A 19683-nucleotide genomic window follows, 5' to 3' on the forward strand; every position below is an offset into this window, starting at 1 on the left:
AGCGAATGAAATTTACTGACCTTTTTGTAAAACGCCCTGTATTGGCCTTGGTCGTCAGCACCTTGATCTTGCTGGCGGGCTTGTTTTCCCTAAATAAACTGCCTATCCGACAGTATCCTTTACTTGAAACTTCAACGATAAGTATCAATACAGAATATCCCGGTGCATCTGCTGAACTTATGCAAGGTTTTGTCACCCAACCCATTGCTCAAGCAGTATCTTCGGTAGAGGGCATCGACTATCTCAGTTCTTCTACTGTACAAGGTCGCAGTGCTGTAACGTTACGCATGCAATTAAATCGTGACTCGACCGAAGCATTAACAGAGGTGATGGCAAAGGTTAATCAAGTCCGTTACAAACTACCAGAACAGGCATTTGATCCAGTCATTGAACGTTCTTCAGGTGAATCTACCGATGTTGCCTATATCGGATTTTCCAGCGAACAATTGTCCTTGGCTGAATTAACCGATTATTTGTCTAGGGTGGTAGAGCCCATGCTGTCTACAATTGATGGCGTTGCTAAGGTACAGACCTATGGCAGTCAGCGTTTGGCTATGCGGATTTGGTTGGATGCCGATCGTTTGGCCAGTCGTGGGGTAACTGCCGCCGATGTCGCCAATGCGATCCGTCAAAATAACTATCAAGCCGCACCGGGTCAGGTCAAAGGCGAATTGGTGGTTTCAAATGTCAATGTTTCCACAGATCTCACCAGTATTCAGGACTTTAAAAATCTGGTGATACGCAATGATGCTCAAAATCTAATTCGTCTACAAGATGTGGCAACAGTTGAACTTGGCGCTGCTTCGACAGAAACAAGTGCCTCTATGGATGGTAAACCTGCAATTTTTGTTGGTCTACAAGCGACGCCTACAGGCAACCCCTTGGTGATCGTACAGGGAATTAAAGATAAATTGCCTGAGATCAAAAAAACTTTGCCACCGGGGGTTACAGTTAATCTTGCCTATGAAACAGCCCGTTTTATTGATGCCTCTATTGATGAAGTTTTACATACTTTTATCGAAGCGCTGATTATTGTTATTGCGGTGATCTATCTGTGTTTAGGTTCTTTACGTAGTGTCTTGATCCCTGTAGTGACAATTCCACTGTCAATGTTAGGTGCCTTGGGTTTAATGCTGTTATGTGGCTTTAGCATCAATTTACTCACACTTTTAGCCATGGTACTCGCCATCGGCTTGGTTGTAGATGATGCAATCGTAGTGGTTGAAAATGTCCATCGGCATATTGAAGAAGGTGCATCCCCTGTTGCAGCAGCTTTGATCGGGGCACGAGAAGTCGCAGGCCCTGTAATTGCAATGACCATTACACTGGCCGCAGTGTATGCTCCGATTGGTTTAATGGGTGGATTAACTGGTTCCTTATTTAAAGAATTTGCTTTTACTTTAGCGGGCGCAGTTTTGGTTTCAGGGATTATTGCCTTAACCCTATCTCCTGTTATGAGTTCATTTCTACTTCAATCCAAACAGCAAGAAGGTAAAATGGCAAAAGCAGCCGAATGGTTCTTTGAACATTTGACTCAGCTTTACAGTAAATTACTCAATTTTTCCTTACATCATCGTTGGATCACAGTGGTTTTTGCGATCGCTATTTTTATTAGCCTTCCATTGCTTTACCAACTCCCTCAAAAAGAATTGGCGCCCAATGAAGATCAAGCCAGTGTATTGGCAGCCATCAAAGCACCACAACATGCCAATCTCAATTATGCTGAGCACTTTAACCAAAAACTTGACGAAATCTTCTGGACTTTCCCCGAAACCAGTACCACGTGGATTATTAATGGTACAGATGGGCCTGCATCAAGTTTTGGTGGAACAACCCTTTCGACATGGTCTGAGCGAGTGCATTCTGCGGATGAAATTCAACAGCAACTTCAAGCCAAAGTTGGTGATGTAGAAGGCAGCAGTATTTTTGTATTCCAAAATCCTGCGCTTCCCGGTTCAACAGGTGGTTTACCCGTACAAATGGTGTTACGTAGTGCACAAGACTATTCAACCATTTATCAGGCGATGCAGAACATCAAGCAAAAAGCCCGTGAAAGTGGCCTTTTTGTGGTGGTCGACAGTGATCTCGACTTTAATAACCCCGTGATTCGAATCGAGGTTGACCGGGCCAAAGCCAATAGTCTGGGTATTCGTATGCAAGATATCGGTGAAGCCTTGGCGACATTGGTTGGTGAAAATTATATCAATCGTTTTAGTATGCAAGGTCGTGCCTATGATGTGATTCCTCAAAGCATCAATACACAACGTTTGACAGCTCAAGCACTGACACGACAGTTTATTCGTACCGACCAAGGTACACTGATTCCCTTATCGACTGTGGTCAGTCTAAGTGAACAGGTAGAACCCAATAAACTCACTCAATTTAATCAACAAAATGCTGCAACTTTTCAGGCAATCCCCGCCGCTGGGGTTTCCTTAGGTCAAGCTTTAAGTTTTCTGGAACAGGCTGCATCTGAATTACCGACTGGATTTAGTTATGACTGGCAAGCCGATGCACGTCAGTATGTACAGGAAGGTAACGCTTTGCTGTTTGCATTTTTAGCAGCGCTGATTGTGATTTATCTGGTTTTAGCCGCTCAATATGAAAGCCTAATGGATCCATTTATTATTTTAATTACGGTTCCGCTGTCGATCTGTGGCGCATTAATTCCCTTAGCTTTTGGACTTGCCACAGTCAATATCTACACTCAGATTGGTTTAGTCACGCTGATAGGGCTGATTAGTAAGCATGGTATTTTAATGGTTGAGTTTGCCAATGAATTACAAGTTCATGAAGGTTTAGATCGGCGAGCGGCTATTCTAAAAGCTGCTCAAATTCGTTTACGTCCAATTCTGATGACCACAGCGGCAATGGTGTTTGGGCTGATTCCACTCCTTTTTGCCACAGGCGCTGGTGCACATAGTCGTTTTGGCTTAGGGCTTGTGATTGTCTGCGGTATGTTGATCGGGACCTTCTTTACGCTTTTTGTCTTACCTACCATTTACAGTCTGTTGGCTCGTCAACACAATCAAGACCTTCACTCTAGCCGTTTACAAGAGCTACAACAGATTGACCAACAGGCGCAAAAATCATGACGTTGAGTGGGCTGAACGGCCAGCATGCTGCTGTCTAAGCTTCTGTGTATGATCAGTTCGCTTGAATATAATTTTTTGATGATAAAGTTCTATACCTATAGAACTTTATCAATTTTTTAATACGTGATTCTAACCACTGATTTAGAGCGACTGATTTTTAACTACATGGTTCACTCATATTTTTACAGTTGGGTTTTGCCGATTTGATTGTTTTATGATTCTAGAATCTCATTTCGAACCCTGCTTTGATGGTACGGCCAGGAATCGGCATACCGATCACTGTACCAGGATCAAAGTTATAACGATTGGTTAAGTTATCAACATTAAACGAGAGATTTAGATTTGGATTCAGTTTATAGCTCGCAAAAATATCAACTAAGGTTTCCGAAGAAATTTCAGTCACCGCACGCCCACTCACCCCTGTACCCTGTAACCAACCTTTAGGATTTTTCTTTTCAGAATGATATCTGGCACGTACCCCCACATTAAGTTTATTTTCAAACAAACTCTTGCCTAAGCTAATATTAAAAAGTTTACGTGGTGGCAAGCGTGTTGAAATCAGACTCCAAGAATCTCCGACCTCATTACAATCATCTTTCGTCGCTGGGCATACTTTCGGTGCTTGATATAAAGTTCCATTCATGTTCACAAAGAAACTCGGATGCTGATAAGCAAGATTAAACTCTAAACCTTTCAATACAACTTGCTCATAATTTAGGAAAGTATATGAGGTGGTATAAGGCAAAATAAAATCAGGCGTAATCTCATTAACAATATCTTTACGTTGGACCCCTTGGGTAAGGAAATTTTGGGTTTGATTACGGAAATAATTGATATTGAATTTTAACTGATCTGCTTCAGTGAAAACGTTATCGTTGTGCCCAATGAAGCCAAACTCAACAAGACGAGAATTTTCTGATTTAATCGGCAGATCTGGATCATAACTAAAGGTTTGTTTGGAAACCGTCGATTCAAACAAACTTGGACTGCGGTACATATTGGAGAGTTTTGCATAGACATCAATACCATTCAGCAACTGATAATTCAGCTGCGCCATCCAGTCGATCTTTCCGTCATAATCTCGAAGCGCATAGCCTTTGTCATTTAAATCGGAATTGGCGACCGGTCTCATTGCGACATACTGGTCTCCATAATCCTTAACTTTTGCCTTATGCCATTTACTGCCTAAACTCAGGGTAAAATCTTTAAAGATATAATCGCCATTGAGAAATAGAGAGGACTCTTGACGTAATCCATCACGTGCGATTTCAGTATCAATAAGGTTTTGTGGCTTCATCCGTTGCTCGTCATATGTCAGACCATAATTCAAGGTTAAAGCATCAATTTTACTGGTGTTTTCTAAATTAATCCCACTACGATAGTCCTGAAAACTTCCCCAGTATTGGTCGCCATAATGAGAATTGGCGATGCCAAGCATGCCATTGTGCTGGCGATATTTGGCATTGGTATGCCAAACCCCTAACTCTAAATCAAACCACTGATTATTCTTGGGCTTATAGGTATAGTTGGCACTGAATGCATTAATCGCTGCGGTTCCAAGGGACCATTGTGGCATGGTATATGCGCCCTCTATATATTTGGGTAGAACATAATCACCATCGATATATCCCCAAGGTGGAGAGTTGGGATCAATCACTTGCGATCTATTCCAATAAAAAGCCATGACCTCACCCGCTTTTTGCATATGGCGCCGCATATTCACTTCAACACGATGTTCGTCTGTAATATTCATACCCGCTTTGATGATGCCAGAATCACTTTTATAACTGGTATTTACCACCTCTTGACCGGGTCCAACATCAACAATATCTCGCGCTTCATAATAATCAATGCCATGTTTTCCAGCATAGTAATTACCGACTTCGCGTTTACTATAAGCAGCCACCAGATCGAATACATCATTCCGATAAGCAGCAGCGATTGTGCCAGCGCCATTTTGAAAATTATTCGAGGACAGTTTATTACGAAGCAGATAAGACATCTGTTCACGCTCATTATCTGAGGTCTGTGGTGCTTTGTTATTGTTATAAAAACTGCCTTTTAGCATGACACCTGATTGACGATTAGGCAGCAAAATATCGTTTGCACTGAGTGTACGCATTTTCACGATTCCGCCAATACCGCCCACACTAAATTTCGCTCGCGATGCGCCTTTTTCGACTTCAATCTGACTAATCAAATCCATATCGATATAAGTTCGGTCACTCTCTCCTTGATAGCCTCGAAAGGTATGACTGGATTGTAGGCTACCATCAATAATTACAGGGACACGTCCCTCACCTTGTACTCCACGGATACCAATATCTATTGCACCCGCTTCGTTACGCAGGCTATTGACTTGTACACCAGCGATATCAGAAAACACATCACCATTCCCCGTGCCTCTAAATCGGCTAATGTGTTCACGATTCAGCTGTGTTGTATTGACCTTTTGTTTTTGTTGTACAGCATTGACTTTAATCTGAGGAAGCGTAACAACATCACTGTCCATATTATTGAAAAGCGAAGTGTTATTTAACGGAGTGCTTGTATTTCCAGTCGCAGTGTTTTTCTCTGTATTCGGTTTAGCTGAGCCAGATTTAGCAATTAAGACATAAGTCGAACCTTGCTGCTCTACCCGAAAAGGGTGATCTGTAAGCAAATAATCGAAGCCTTGCTTTACACTATAATGCCCGGTAATTCCTTTACTTTTCAACCCTTTTAAAATATTTGCATCATAACTTAAGGCAATACCCGACTGTGCTGCAAAACTTGATAACACATAGCCCAACTGATTCTCTGAAATTTGATAATATTTTTCTGGCGCTTTTTTCGCTGCCATTGAAACATTGGGAGTAATTTGTGCATAAACACCACTGATACAAAAGCACTGTATTAACATGGCTAGAGTTTGTTTTTTAAACTTCATAGGAACGCCCACACTTGTGAATGATTTTCATTTTCAATAATCATTACCCAGTGAATTGTTAAAACATGACATGAAAATTTATATTTTTTCTGGTCTGGTCCAAATCCAGATCAACCCAATCAGCAAAATGACCAGCAGGCTAAGTTTTAAGTGCAGATGCAGTGAAGACACCATTAACATTGTCGTACCGAATAAAATACTCAATGTCATCATCCATTTACGTGAACGCGAAATCTGTTTAAAACCGCCACGATACTGTGCGAGCAACATTGCCATATAACGATTTTGATGTAACCAACGATGCAAGCGTGCTGAACCTTTTGAGGCAAAAATCGTTGCTAAAAAGAGGAAATCAAAAGTTGGGATCCCTGGCAATACAATGCCCACCACAGCGAGAACAAGACACAAAATTGCCAAGATGATGCAGATCACACGCACTACTGAAGATGAATGTAAATTTGCGGATGGCGTTACTGGCAAAGACGCTAACAGCGTTAAGTCTTTGCCTTGTGTGTGATTGCTAACAGAAGACACTTTCTTCATGTTGAATGAATGTCTTTTAATAATGCGCCAAAATAATCAAAGGCTTGTTGAGCAGCGTAAATGACGCGATCTTGCTCGTCTTGAGTAAAGTCAGCCTGATCAAGTTCCTCAATAAAGTGTTTCCAGACTTTGGCCCGCCCTTCTGGATAGGCAGCTAAATTTCTCGCAGCAAAATCTGCGGAAAACCCCAAACTTTGTTGTGCTTGTTTAAATAAGAATGCTGCACCCAGCGTAGAACCTTCTGATACATAGATCCAACCCAGCGCTTCAGGAAAGCCGACAGTTTCAGTAACCAAGGCCAACGGCTCTGGTTCGATCTGAAGATCTTGTAGATCTAAGTAAGCCGCTTGTGAACGCCCACGAATATCTAAATCAGAAATCAAGGCTGCGACCTTGGAATGTTGAAATAAATATTCGACATTTTTTTGAAAATAATACTGCGACAAAGTAAATTTTGCATAATGTGCGACGTCTTTAAATACTTGGGCTTTTTCCATTAATTGATGCATATATTCATGTTGACTGGCTGTCTCTGTTTTTAAACGAGATGCAAGGCGGTTGAGTGTGAATGACGTGCTCATCAATTTTCTCCAGTTTGTTTGGTTTAACTGTATTACCCGCCTTGTCTGTAAAAACTGACATCATTTCTTAATTATTTTTACTTTTCTGATTTTCAGCTTTAGGCTGAATACTCAACACACGATCCCCGAAATAACGTTCTACTTTGATTGGATAGCTGAATTGCAATGCTGTTTGTAAGGTGCCAAAGTCATTGACTGGATATGAACCTGAAACTTTTAACGACTTCAATTGAGGGGCAATATCTATATATTGGTGTTGATAGCGCCCAATCTCTTGAAGCAATTTTTCCAACGGCATTTCAAAAGCCATGACCATATGGTTTTTCCATGCCAATATATTCGGATCTAAACTTTGTAATGCTTTAAAATTGCGATCATCAAAGCATAGCTGCTCACCAGCATGGACAATTTTAGTGTGTTTGGACTGGTTCAAACTGACTTTCACTGCGCTTTCTATGACGCCTAGACAGGTTTGCTTTTCACTGTTGTTGAAATACTGAACATTAAATACAGTGCCAAGCGCTTGCAGATTTGCCGATTCAGTTTCGACCAAGAATGGGCGATAAGCATGATTTTTTTCTTTGGCCGTACGTATTTGTATTTCGCCATAATGTAATTTTACAATACGTTGTTGCGCTGTATAACGCACGTCCAAAGCCGTATGGGTATTTAATTGAAGTTGTGTCCCATCTTCCAGCTCAACCTGTTTCTGCTGACCCACCGCAGTACGATAATCCGATAACCATATATAGCGATAATCCGAGTTCCATAGCATGACACTGCCAAAACACAGTAAACAGGCAAGCACCAGTTGTTTGTTTAAATTAAATTGGGCATTTTTCTTGCCTTGCTGAATCAGCTGCTGCCCATCTTCGGGAAATTCCTCAAGGCTATACAATAAGCGTTCGGCTTTAGACCATGCAGCTTGGTGTTGGGAACTTTGCTGTTTCCATTGTTCAAATTCAAGCTGTTCAGTTTCATTCAATGGTGCGTGTTGGATTTTAATGATCCATTGCGCTGTTTCTTGATAAATTTGATCATGCAACATGCAGGCATTAATCCATAACAGCTAAACATTGACTCAGTACTGAAACCAGATCACGCATCACGGTTCGGGTAGAAATATTTAAGCGTGTTGCAATTTCCTGTTGAGTCAGCCCTTCTAATTGTGACCAAATAAAGACCTGTTGCTGGCGCTCAGGCAATTGATTGAGTAATTGATTAATCAAACATAAAGATTCAATTGCCGATATTTTTTGCTCAGGTGTAATTTCATCATATTCAGGTCTGCTTGAAAGCGCCTCTAAATAGGCTTTTTCAATCGATTTACGTTGATACCAATTAATCAAGATTCCCTTGGCAACAGTGGTCAAAATTGCACGCGGCTGATCAAAATACAATTCATCTTTACGCTTTAAGATACGCAGAAAAGTATCATGGGCTAAATCAGCGGCATCTTCACTATGGTTGAGGCGACGTTTTAACCATTGATATAACCAAGAATGGTGATGACGATATAGCGTGCTAATAGGATCAGACATGTTTAAAGAGAATGAGAATTATTAGCAATATCTTAGCAAAAAAATAAAGAAAATGAGAGCTCAGTTTGCCCTTTTAATTGAATTTTTTAATTTATCCAACTCATTTATAAGACTACGCAACATACTCGAATGGGATATATGGTAATTCTAAAAGAAGATTTAATTTAAAATTATTATACTTTTATCAAAAGTTTATCGCTTTTAAATAAAAAATTTCTCGACCATCCTCAAGATGACCGAGAAACTGTTTATTACGTATTGACTATAATTTATTGACTGATCGCTTGATCCATATTTTTAGCAAATTGTTGAATATCACTGGCTTGAATTGTTGTTTTACCTTTGCCAATCACTTGAAATTGTTGTGCTGCCGTTTCCTGCATTTTGACTTTACCTGTTGCGATATTGGCATCAAAACGTTGCATAAACTCATCCACATATTCCTTCTCAGTGACAATATGATCACCATTCACATCTGTTGCAAAATATTGTTTGTCACGCGTTGTTAGATAATCTCCAAGCGTTACATAGTTTTTCCCTTGACCATATTGGCTAATAAATTCGTTGATGTTACTTGGCATCGGCATCGAAATTGGTAGTTTCACGCGGAATCCATCATGCGTTGCATTACTATTGCCCGCTAATTTGGCATCTTCTGCATTTACTAAACCATCCAAGTTTTTATCAAACTCATTAAAGGTTTTTAAACCTGTCTCCTGAAATTCCTTTAAAGTCAGTTTCTGGTCTTTATTATTATCGAGAATGCCATAACGTACATGCGCCTGTTTTTCTGACATTTCACGGCGCTGTTTAAGTAATGGCTCTAAACGTGCTTGCTCGTATTGAACAAACTGCACTTGATTGACTTTTTTATTCGCCTTAAACAATTCGGCATAGTCCTGAGTATATTGCTTAATTAAAGTGCTACTGTTCTGCTCTTTATTATTAGGATGGTAAAGCACATATAATGCATATGCCTGTTGATAAGCATTGGATTGATCGACTGTAGCAGCAATCGCTGATCCAGCAGTTGCCATTGCAGTTAAACTGGTCATCCATAGCGCCAATTTTTTCATGTTCGTTTCCTTGGAGGTGAATATTTGTTGAATTAAAAAATTCTTTCCATTTTGCTATTTAAACAATCAATATTTAAATTCGATACTTGCCACAACATTACGTCCTGGTTCAGCAGCACGATCGATTACACTAGCCTGATTCGCCCCTGTAATTGTTCCCACAGCAGCATAATCCCAATAGGTCTTATCAAAGATGTTATTCAATGCCACGTTCAGCTTGGCAAACTTGGTCACATTCCAATATGCGGATAAGTCAAATACGGTATAACCTGCCACATTCTGATATTTGATATCATCCTGATAAGAACTGACATCTCGCGTTGCCATCCTTCCACCAACAGCAGTTGCGGTCATGCCTAAGCCAAAGACTTTATTTGGATCATCATAAGCAAAGGTAAAGCTGCCTTTTTCTGGCTGAACAGAATTTACACCACTTTTTCCGCCATTTTTATTTTTTGCCGAGCCTTTGGTTTTACCTGCAACAAGTGCAAGACTATAGCCATCTGAGTTTTGAATAAACTGACCTAAGTCAATTCGTGTTGAAAGCTCTCCACCCCAGATCTGTGCATTAGCTAAGTTTTCTGCGCGATAGTAGCCAAAAGGATATTGAGGCGTATTGCCATAGTTAAAGTAGTCGATAAAATCTTTATATTTGCTGTAGAAACCTGTCAAATCAAATTTAATCCCTTCAATTGAGGTGTTTCTTAAACCCACTTCGAAAGCATCACTGGTTTCTTTTTTTAAGTTCGAATTACCAACCACAATATAAGCAGGATTAGCTAACATTGTTTGATAAATCCCGCCAATTTCAGTTGGCGATGGAATACGATTACCTCTTGAATATTTTAAATAGCTATAATTATCTGGGGTAAACTGATAACTTGCAGAAAAACTTGGCGAAACATAATTATAGTCTTTGGCTTGTATATCACTATAAGAGGTAATTTCAGGTCTAAACTCCTGACGTTCAAAACGAACCGCTGGAGTTAGAGTTAAATCTCGTCCCAATACATCCAATCGGATATCATCAGCAACATAAGCAGAGTAACGTTTTAATTCAGAATTTAATAAATAACTACCTTGATATATGCTTGTAATTGGAACGCCATTACGAAGATCTAATTTAGTACTTGCGTAATCTTTCTTGTCTGCTGTAATGCCATATTTAAGCTTTTGGTTTGTAAATTCTTTGCTTGCTTCAATTTTTATACCAGTATTTTTCTCTTTATAAGTGGTTGAAAAATCACGTGCAACTGTCGCACTATTCATAAACGAAGTATCAGTATCATTGTTCGATTCCTGATACCATATTTTACTGTTTAATTTATCAAAGAGCACAAAGTCATTCGGTCTATAAATATAATCAATACTCAATTGTGTTCGATCTATTTCTTGGTGTTGTTTTGCATCGCTCTTAAAATTAGAGAATAAATCGGCTGCAATATTATCTGTGTCAGACTTTTTCTTATAATAATCCGCAGTAAAATTTAGTTGGTGTTGGTCAGATACATTCCACAATAATCGGGTAAGCACTGCATCCGAGGTCCAATCTGCTGGAAAAGCTGCCGTTTTTGAATTTGGTTTGGTTTCACTTCCCTCACGATGCGCATAAGCCACAAGTGCTTTGAGATCATCATTACCGACAGCGCCTGTCACAGAACTTAACCATGCGCTGTCCGCAGAGCTATAACCTGCTTTTAATGTTCCAGCGACTGTTTTGCCATCAACTAAATAATCTTCTGGTGATTTGTTTTTAAAAGAAACCCGACCACCAATACCATCTGTCGATACATCCGTAGTTCCTGAAACAATATCGACACTGGTAAACATCTCTGGTTCAATATAATCCCGACCAGCGCCGCGCTTGCTCATGCTTTTAGGTGGTACATAAGTACTTACTGTTGCCTCGGCTAAATCTACCCCATCTACATCTAAGCCAATTCGATTTGCATCTATACCACGGATGTTATAACTACTGGTGCCAGTACCATCAAAAAATGTTCCACTCCCTCCAACGGAAAACGGCGCATTGACCAAAGGCAAATATTTCACAATACCTGCCATATCGGTTACACCCGTCTTATCCATGTTTTCTCGGTTGATTGAAGTTCGAGAAACAGGCGCATCATTTTTATATTCGGCATAGACCGTAATCGTCGTCAAAGCATTCTCATTCTTTTCCAATTTACGCTTTTCGGAATTATTCTCTTCTGCATAGCCTACCGTAGTGATGCTTGCTGTCATTAACGCAAGCAAACATAATGACAAATAACGTGGTTTTAAAACCGCAGTATCAGACTTGGCTATATTATATAGCGCAACAGGGTTTAGATTCATGAGGGAGAAACCTTATTAAATGATATTAATCATCATTAAATGTGTATATTTCGACTCATCCAGTATGTTCAAATCGGGAGTGAAATCATGGATTACAAATATACACATACAACTTAACAAATGATAATAATAATCAATAACAATATCATTTACAATAACAGTGTTTCTAGATGGACTTTTTAACATCAACAAAACCAATCAAGATATTGAAAAATAATAAATATTTATAATTTAACTTCACTTTTTATAAAAGTTTGAATATGATTTTTTGGGGGTAGTATGTATTTTTGGATGATCTTACTGTCTTAAAATTCGTATATTTTGTATTGTTTGTATTTTTACAATGTCGTTTTCAGTTTAGATTTTCTCACCCTAATTGCTCTATTTTTAATATAAAAACTTATTGCATCTTTCCTGTTTATTTCTCTTTAATTTCTCGTTATATTTAGGTTTGTTCAATTTTTATTCTAATTGGCTTTATTAAAATATAAACACTCAAATATTAACCATAATAATCAAGTATTATAAAAATTCTAACAGCAAAAAATATTAATTTTTAGGTTTTAGCATAAAATTGATTTCGTGATTTTTTATTCAAGGCTTGCTCGGCTTTTTCTAGGGTTGAGGATTTTTCATTGATGCCCTATTTCTGAGTTTGCCCGTGCTTTTATCCAGTCACTAAATGCTTTAACTTTAGGTAATTCATTATTTTTCAATGATGTAATATAGTAGTGCTGATCACATTTTAAATACATGTTTTTAAATGGCATTACTAGCTCACCACTTTCCAAGTCTTTTTCTACTAGTTTTTTACGTCCCATGGTAATACCCAAGTGATTTTTAGCAGCAATCAAAGCCAGATCAGATCGGTCAAAACTCATCTTTGAAGAAGGATCCATATTTACATTAAAATGCTGCGTCCAACTGTTCCATTCATCTGCGCCTGTGCCGTTACTCCATGCTTGGCAGTCATGCAGCAATGTGCAGTTTTTTAAGTTGTCTAGATGATCGTAGAGGTTAAATTTTTCAGCATATGCCGGACTACATACGGGGATAATATATTCGTCCATTAAATACTGATAATTCAACTGAAAAGACGGTTGATTGTCAAAATAAAGTGCAATATCAATTCCACTACGTTGAAAATTTACATCCTCATTACCCGTTAAAACTGAGAGTTGGATCAATGGATAGCGTTGAATGAAATCAGGCAATTGGGGCACTAACCAACACTGAGCAATCGATGGTCTTGCATAAATCGTGAGTGAGCCAACAAGTTGCTGATTTTGCAGTGCCTTAATTTCAACGTTTAACGAGTCTAATGAAAATTGTAAAGCAGCTAAAATCCGCTGTCCCTCAGTGGTTAACTTTACTTTACGATGCAAACGTAAAAACAGTTTGATATTAAGTTCTTTTTCTAACAAATTAATTTGGTGACTTACCGCACTGGGGGTTAAAGACAGTTCTTCAGCAGCGAGTGCAAAAGATTCATGTCTTGCCGCAACTTCAAATGTATACAGTTTTGAGAGCTGAAAACCGGTTAGATTTTTATGTGCTTTGGTCATGCCTTTTCCTTTTTGCTGAAACAAAATGATTGATCACATGCTTCTTGCTGTCCTATGCCCATATAAATAACGTATAAATCATTTAAAAATCAAAATTTATTTAGGATTTATTTTTCAAGTGAATTATTTTAACCCGTAGATCAAATATCATCGTTTGACGGATTTCTCTGGTTTAACTTCAATAGACAAAGAACAACTTTTGTCACAGAGATATATGGTATGGAAACCAATTTCGTGGATGTCTGTATATTATTAACCAGTATAGGGTTAATTATTTTCACTATTTTAAAATTTAAACTGCATCCCTTTTTATCTTTACTTCTGGCAAGCTTCTTTGTCGGTGTAGCAATGAAAATGCCATTACTGGATATGGTCAATGCAATTGAAAATGGGATTGGAAGCACCTTGGGTTTCCTTGCTACAGTCATTGCATTGGGTACCATTCTCGGCAAAATGATGGAAATCTCTGGCGCCGCTGAACGTATCGCACTGTCTTTGCAGCGATGTCACTGGATATCCAGTGATGTGGTCATGGTGTTGATTGGGCTATTTTGTGGCATCACTTTATTTGTAGAAGTTGGTGTGGTTTTATTAATTCCCTTGGCTTTTTCTATAGCGCAGCATACCAAAACCTCTTTGTTTAAATTGGCTATTCCATTATGCACAGCATTAATGGCTGTACATTGTGTGGTACCGCCACACCCTGCCGCACTTTATGTCACCAATAAACTAGGGGCTGATGTCGGTACCGTGATTATTTTTGGCTTAATGGTGGGTTTAGCAGCCGCACTGGTTGGTGGCCCACTGTTTTTAAAATTAGTTGGTCAACGTTTACCGTTTAAAGCAGTACCTGTCGAGTTTTCAAAGCTCGCCCTGAAAGAAGAACATAGCTTACCCTCTTTAAAAATCACCTTATTTACGGTATTTCTTCCAATCGGATTAATGTTAATCAAAACTGTGGCTGAATTAAATAGTCATACATCCACTCAGCTTTCACACATTTTAGGCTTTATCGGCAATCCGATCACCGCCATGTTTATTGCGGTATTTGTTGCCTACTACACCCTTGGTCTACGTCGTAATATGCAGATGGGAAGCTTATTAAAAGCCACAGAAGACTCATTTTCTTCAATTGCCAACATCTTATTTATCATTGGGGCTGGTGGTGCATTTAACAGTATTTTAAAAGCCAGTGGTTTAGCTGACTCAATGGCTGTTACGCTTTCCCACTTGCATATGCATCCAATTTTACTTGCTTGGTTGGTTGCGCTGATTTTACATGCAGCTGTAGGCTCTGCCACTGTTGCAATGATGGGTGCAACTGCAATCGTTGCGCCAATGTTACCGCTCTATCCGGATATTAGTCCTGAAATCATGGCGATTGCGATTGGTTCAGGTGCCATCGGTTTTACCATTGTGACCGACTCTCTATTTTGGTTAGTCAAACAATACTGTGGTGCTACATTAAACGAAACCTTTAAATACTATACCTCTGCAACTTTCCTTGCCTCCCTCACCGCATTGGGCTGCACCTTCCTGCTTTCTCATTTTATTTAAGCCTTTAGGAGTATTTTATGAACGCTCAACAGATTAATCAGCTTATTGCCCAATATCCAATTGTTAAAGACCTTATCGCACTCAAAGAAGTGGCGTGGTTTAATCCCAATTTTACCTCACTGGTAGAAGGGCTGCCCTATGTCGGGTTGGACCAAAAAGATATTGATGATGCCAGTGCACGTTTGACACGCTTTGCACCCTATTTGATGAAAGCCTTTCCAGAAACAGCGGCATCTCAAGGTATTATAGAATCCGAACTGGCAGCGATTCCTCAAATGCAGCAACAGTTGGAACAGTATTTTGGACAATCGATCCATGGTCAATTATGGCTTAAAAAAGACAGCCATCTTCCAATATCGGGTTCAATTAAAGCGCGTGGTGGTATCTATGAAGTGCTTTGTCATGCTGAAAAACTTGCGATTCAAGCACAACGCCTAAACATTGAGGATGATTATGCAAAACTGGATAGTCCAGAGTTTAAACAGTTTTTTAGTCAATACAGTATTGCGGTCGGTTCTACAGGCAATTTAGGCCTTTCTATTGGCATTATGAGTGCAAAATTAGGCTTTGATGTGACTGTGCATATGTCAGCAGATGCGCGTCAATGGAAGAAAGATAAGTTACGTGCGCACAATGTTACAGTAGTTGAATATGCTGAAGATTATGGTGTTGCCGTAGAACAAGGCAGAAAGGCAGCATTAGAAAATCCAAACTGCTTTTTTATCGATGATGAAAACTCACAAACCTTATTCTTAGGTTATGCAGTTGCTGGGCAGCGTTTAAAACAACAATTAGAACAAAAAAATATTTTGGTTGATCAACAACATCCTTTATTTGTTTATTTACCTTGTGGTGTTGGCGGAGGCCCCGGTGGCGTTGCATTTGGCTTAAAAATGGCCTTTGGTGATCATGTACATTGTATTTTTGCCGAGCCGACCCATTCACCTTGTATGTTACTCGGTGTTGCAACAGGTTTACATGATGAAATTTCAGTTCAAGATCTGGGTATAGACAATATCACCGCTGCTGATGGCCTCGCTGTTGGGCGAGCATCTGGCTTTGTTGGTCGAGCCATGCAAAGGTTATTAGACGGTTTTTATACATTAACGGATGAAACCATGTATGTACTCTTGGGCATGCTCAATGATGCAGAACAGCTTAAATTAGAACCTTCTGCGTTGGCGGGTATGCTTGGACCAATTTTGACCAATCAACATCAAGACTATGCCGCGCTACATCACTTTAACCAACAGCAATTGGAAAATGCTAATCATATTGTCTGGGGGACTGGAGGAGGAATGGTTCCAGATGAAGAAATGGAAAAATATTTAACCCAAGCGAAAGCCTATAAAAAATAATTTGTATAGCCTTGATTCTCACAGACCTTGATCTCATCAGAATCTGGGGCGATAGCAGATAAATAAAGTGATTATTCTCTATCGCCCTCAATTAAAGACTTGAGTCAGGATTTTCCATCTGGAATTAAACGATCCCACCATTGACTCGAAGGACTTGGGCGTTGACCCAATTACTCGCTTCATTTACGGCGAAATCCAACACTGCGGCAATATCTTCTACAGTGCCTAAACGCTCTAAAGGTGCAGCTTTGCTTAACTGAGCAATCAATTCATCACTTTTGCCTTCAAGAAAAAGTTCAGTTGCCGTAGGCCCAGGTGCAATTGCGTTTACCGTAATATTTTTTCCTCTTAACTCTTTGGCTAAAATAGCTGTTAAGGATTCAATAGCAGCTTTTGAGGCAGTATAAACACCATAAGTTTCGAGCTTCATTCCCACCACACTGCTGGATAAATTAATAATTTTACCGCCCTTTTGCAGTCGCTTAGCAGCTTCACGCATGGTATATAAAGGGCCTTTAATATTAATTGCTAAAACTTGATCAATACTTTCATCGTCTAATTGTTCAATCTTACTTAATTTCAAAATCCCTGCATTGTTGATCAGCACGTCCAATCGACCATAGGTTTGAATTGCATAATTAAATAATGCAGTCACTTCATTAGAATGGCTGATGTTGGCTTTAAATAGACTCGCTGTTCCGCCTAACGCTTGAATGCTGCTCAAGACATGCTCCGCCTCTTTATCATTACTGGCATAATTGATAATGATCTTATGGCCTTGCTGTGCCAATAAGCTGGCAGTAAATGCACCAATTCCGCGAGAAGCGCCTGTAATTAAAATCACTTTTTCTTGCTGTGTATGACCTGTTGTATGCATCGTGATGACCTCATGGAGTAAAATATACCTCTAATCGCTTCTATGATACTGTTCAGATAAAACCAGATAATCTAGTTAAACCTGACATCTTTATCCGAATAAATCGAACAATTGGAATGGCGTATGGATAAACTCAATGCAATGTCTGCTTTCGTCAATGTGGTTGAACAACAAAGTTTTACCAAAGCTGCGCAGATCTTAAATCTGCCACGCTCAACCCTGACCGATGCAATTAAACAATTAGAATTCCAACTCAATACGCGCTTATTGTTGCGTACCACGCGTCAGGTAAAAGCAACCGATGAAGGCCATATTTATTATGAGCGCTGCAAATATATCTTGGGTTATATCAATGAGTCTGATCATGATTTTCTTGATGCAAAACCTCAAGGGCCTTTAAAAATCGCAGTTCATGGTATTTTTGCTGCGCATTTTATTCTGCCAAAATTAAATGATTTTTTAACTGAGTTTCCACAGATACAGTTGCAACTCACCGAAAGCGACCGTTATGTAGATCTGATAAAAGAAGGCATTGATTGTGTCATTCGTATAGGTCAGCTCAATAACAGTGAGTTAATTGTCAGGCATCTGGGCGATATTCAACAAGTGACATTAGCCAGTCCAAAATACTTAGAAAAATATGGCACACCACAACGCTTAGACGATCTGCAATCACATTTTATGGTCGGATTTTATTCTTCTGCTCGACAAAAGCCACTGCCGCTTGAGTTTGTGACAGGCAAGAAAACACAGTTTTTTGAATTGCCGTTAAAGATTCAAGTCAATGGTGCAAATACCTATGCAGCAGCAGCCAAACAGCATTTTGGCATCATCCAAGCACCACGTTATGGTTATTTATCTGAGCTAGAGCAAGGCACACTTTGTCAAATTTTAACTGACTATCCTGTTCCATCCCTGCCTATTTCTTTACTTTATCCATCAAAAACACTGGTTTCACCACGACAAAAAGTTTTTATCGAATGGATTGTGCGATTGTTTCAGGATAATCGATTGCTCTAAGGTATAAAATTAAAAAAATTATCAAGACTTCTGTCTATATAATCCCCCCTACTTAATTCATCTAATTGATTTATATCAAGTCATTGATCATAAATAGAACTTATGTTTTTGAATAAAATTTTATACACAATTGGTTATCAATTTGTTTTTTGTACTTTTGAATCCTAGATGGTTATTCTACCGCAGGGCGACATGGATGTCGCCGTTGGGCGGGGGTACAGGACGTACCCCTCGCCAAACAGAAGATTTTTGTCATCTTTTCATCTCTGAAAAGTGAGGCATCGCCTACACAAAGCTATTTAAACTTTGAATGTAAGGTGTGGCATTGTAAGCTTTTTATAATCAAATAATTTACCTACCCATCTATTTGATTTAATTAAAAATATTAATTAAATCAAATAATATTCTTGTGTATGAGTTTTTGACAGGTTGACCATAAAGACTAACCATAAATAGATCATATTGACTCATCTTAATTTGTATTCGTACGCTTAACATTTTCTAAATCTAAGGCTTATACACCAACACTCAATTCCTGACTCCAAGTTGAATCAGGTTGTTGATAAAGATGCCAACACATATTTTTAACCGAATCCATCAAGGCAACATTCTGACTATCCCAACTTTCCAACATACAATAGGTAATATGGATGCCTTTAGGATGAAACTCTCTTGCCAAAGATTGTGCCAATGCCCGAATACTGGCAAACATACTCTGAGTTAAGCCATTGTTTTCAGCGAAAAGGTTGGGCTGTGTTCCTAGAAAGATCAAAGTTCCTTGTGACTTTATCAGCATCTGTCGAATGATCGCTTGGGAAATATTTACCGCAGCCAAACCAGTATTTTGCCAAAGCTGTTCGATCTGTTGGACTGAAGCATCGGAATTCGACAATGATTTTGAAAAATCAGCTTGGAAAATACATAGTTCAATTGAATGCCCTGTTCGTTGAATATAGCCAACTAAATTTTTTAAAGCAGTCGGATTGATCAGATTCAAACGAACCCGCTTTAGACCTGAATCTTGTTGCTCAATCTTTAGATTAGTTTGCGTAGGATCATGCTGAACTTGATATACAGGCATTGTGCTGTTGTGTGCTTGATGCACAAAAAGCTGGCTGAGCGAGTGAGTTTCATTGCCAATAACAACGATACAGCCCTGTAGTTTGGATTTTTTTCTCAGCAATGGAGGAATTAAATTGTACAT

The 19683-nt window shown here is 39.2% G+C and carries 14 protein-coding genes; 4 read left to right on the top strand and 10 right to left on the bottom strand.

Annotated features, from left to right (window positions below):
* The first annotated feature begins 5 nt into the window (after positions 1 to 5).
* Positions 6 to 3095 carry a MexW/MexI family multidrug efflux RND transporter permease subunit gene (locus tag ASC84_RS07635; protein WP_056513233.1) on the top strand — a complete coding sequence of 1030 codons (3090 nt, stop codon included), beginning with the start codon at positions 6 to 8 and terminating at the stop codon, positions 3093 to 3095.
* Positions 3096 to 3315: 220 nt separating this feature from the next.
* Here ASC84_RS07635 and ASC84_RS07640 read toward each other — a convergent pair whose 3' ends face one another.
* The 8 genes from ASC84_RS07640 to dsdC form a co-directional block, all read right to left on the bottom strand.
* Positions 3316 to 6024, bottom strand: a complete 2709-nt coding sequence (locus ASC84_RS07640; protein WP_056513237.1) for a TonB-dependent receptor — start codon at positions 6022 to 6024, stop codon at positions 3316 to 3318.
* A gap of 78 nt (positions 6025 to 6102) precedes the next feature.
* Positions 6103 to 6567, bottom strand: coding sequence for a YbaN family protein (locus tag ASC84_RS07645; RefSeq protein ID WP_056513242.1), 465 nt, complete (start codon positions 6565 to 6567; stop codon positions 6103 to 6105).
* Positions 6564 to 7148: a biliverdin-producing heme oxygenase gene (locus ASC84_RS07650; RefSeq protein WP_056513245.1), complete on the bottom strand. Its 585-nt coding sequence runs from the start codon at positions 7146 to 7148 to the stop codon at positions 6564 to 6566. The genes ASC84_RS07645 and ASC84_RS07650 overlap by 4 nt, the downstream gene beginning before the upstream one ends.
* A gap of 67 nt (positions 7149 to 7215) precedes the next feature.
* Entirely contained in the window at positions 7216 to 8196 is a 981-nt protein-coding gene (locus ASC84_RS07655; RefSeq protein WP_056513246.1) for a FecR domain-containing protein, read from the bottom strand.
* A 7-nt stretch (positions 8197 to 8203) separates the two neighbouring features.
* Positions 8204 to 8689, bottom strand: coding sequence for a sigma-70 family RNA polymerase sigma factor (locus ASC84_RS07660; protein ID WP_004717675.1), 486 nt, complete (start codon positions 8687 to 8689; stop codon positions 8204 to 8206).
* Positions 8690 to 8958: 269 nt separating this feature from the next.
* Complete coding sequence (locus tag ASC84_RS07665; protein WP_056513251.1) at positions 8959 to 9765, bottom strand: hypothetical protein; 807 nt, start codon at positions 9763 to 9765, stop codon at positions 8959 to 8961.
* Positions 9766 to 9831: 66 nt separating this feature from the next.
* Complete coding sequence (locus tag ASC84_RS07670) at positions 9832 to 12102, bottom strand: TonB-dependent hemoglobin/transferrin/lactoferrin family receptor (RefSeq protein ID WP_056513253.1); 2271 nt, start codon at positions 12100 to 12102, stop codon at positions 9832 to 9834.
* 632 nt (positions 12103 to 12734) lie between these two features.
* Positions 12735 to 13667, bottom strand: a complete 933-nt coding sequence (gene dsdC / locus ASC84_RS07675; RefSeq protein WP_056513256.1) for a DNA-binding transcriptional regulator DsdC — start codon at positions 13665 to 13667, stop codon at positions 12735 to 12737.
* 219 nt (positions 13668 to 13886) lie between these two features.
* Between dsdC and dsdX the strand changes: the two genes are divergently transcribed.
* The gene (gene dsdX, locus ASC84_RS07680; RefSeq protein WP_056513259.1) at positions 13887 to 15224 is read left to right on the top strand and encodes a D-serine transporter DsdX; all 1338 of its coding nucleotides are present in this window, start codon (positions 13887 to 13889) and stop codon (positions 15222 to 15224) included.
* A 17-nt stretch (positions 15225 to 15241) separates the two neighbouring features.
* Positions 15242 to 16582 carry a D-serine ammonia-lyase gene (locus ASC84_RS07685; RefSeq protein WP_056513262.1) on the top strand — a complete coding sequence of 447 codons (1341 nt, stop codon included), beginning with the start codon at positions 15242 to 15244 and terminating at the stop codon, positions 16580 to 16582.
* 124 nt (positions 16583 to 16706) lie between these two features.
* On the opposite strand, the gene ASC84_RS07690 is transcribed toward ASC84_RS07685, so the two are convergent.
* On the bottom strand, positions 16707 to 17459 hold the full coding sequence (locus tag ASC84_RS07690; protein ID WP_056513265.1) for an SDR family oxidoreductase: 753 nt from the start codon (positions 17457 to 17459) through the stop codon (positions 16707 to 16709).
* Between the two features lie 123 nt (positions 17460 to 17582).
* Here ASC84_RS07690 and ASC84_RS07695 point away from each other — a divergent pair, with 123 nt between their 5' ends.
* Positions 17583 to 18479 (top strand): LysR family transcriptional regulator, encoded by an 897-nt coding sequence (locus ASC84_RS07695; RefSeq protein WP_056513267.1) that lies wholly within the window; start codon positions 17583 to 17585, stop codon positions 18477 to 18479.
* 514 nt (positions 18480 to 18993) lie between these two features.
* Here ASC84_RS07695 and ASC84_RS07700 read toward each other — a convergent pair.
* The gene (locus ASC84_RS07700; protein ID WP_056513270.1) at positions 18994 to 19683 is read right to left on the bottom strand and encodes a hypothetical protein; all 690 of its coding nucleotides are present in this window, start codon (positions 19681 to 19683) and stop codon (positions 18994 to 18996) included.

The organism is Acinetobacter sp. Root1280, from assembly GCF_001425285.1.
In the GTDB taxonomy this organism is placed as follows: Bacteria; Pseudomonadota; Gammaproteobacteria; order Pseudomonadales; family Moraxellaceae; genus Acinetobacter; species Acinetobacter guillouiae.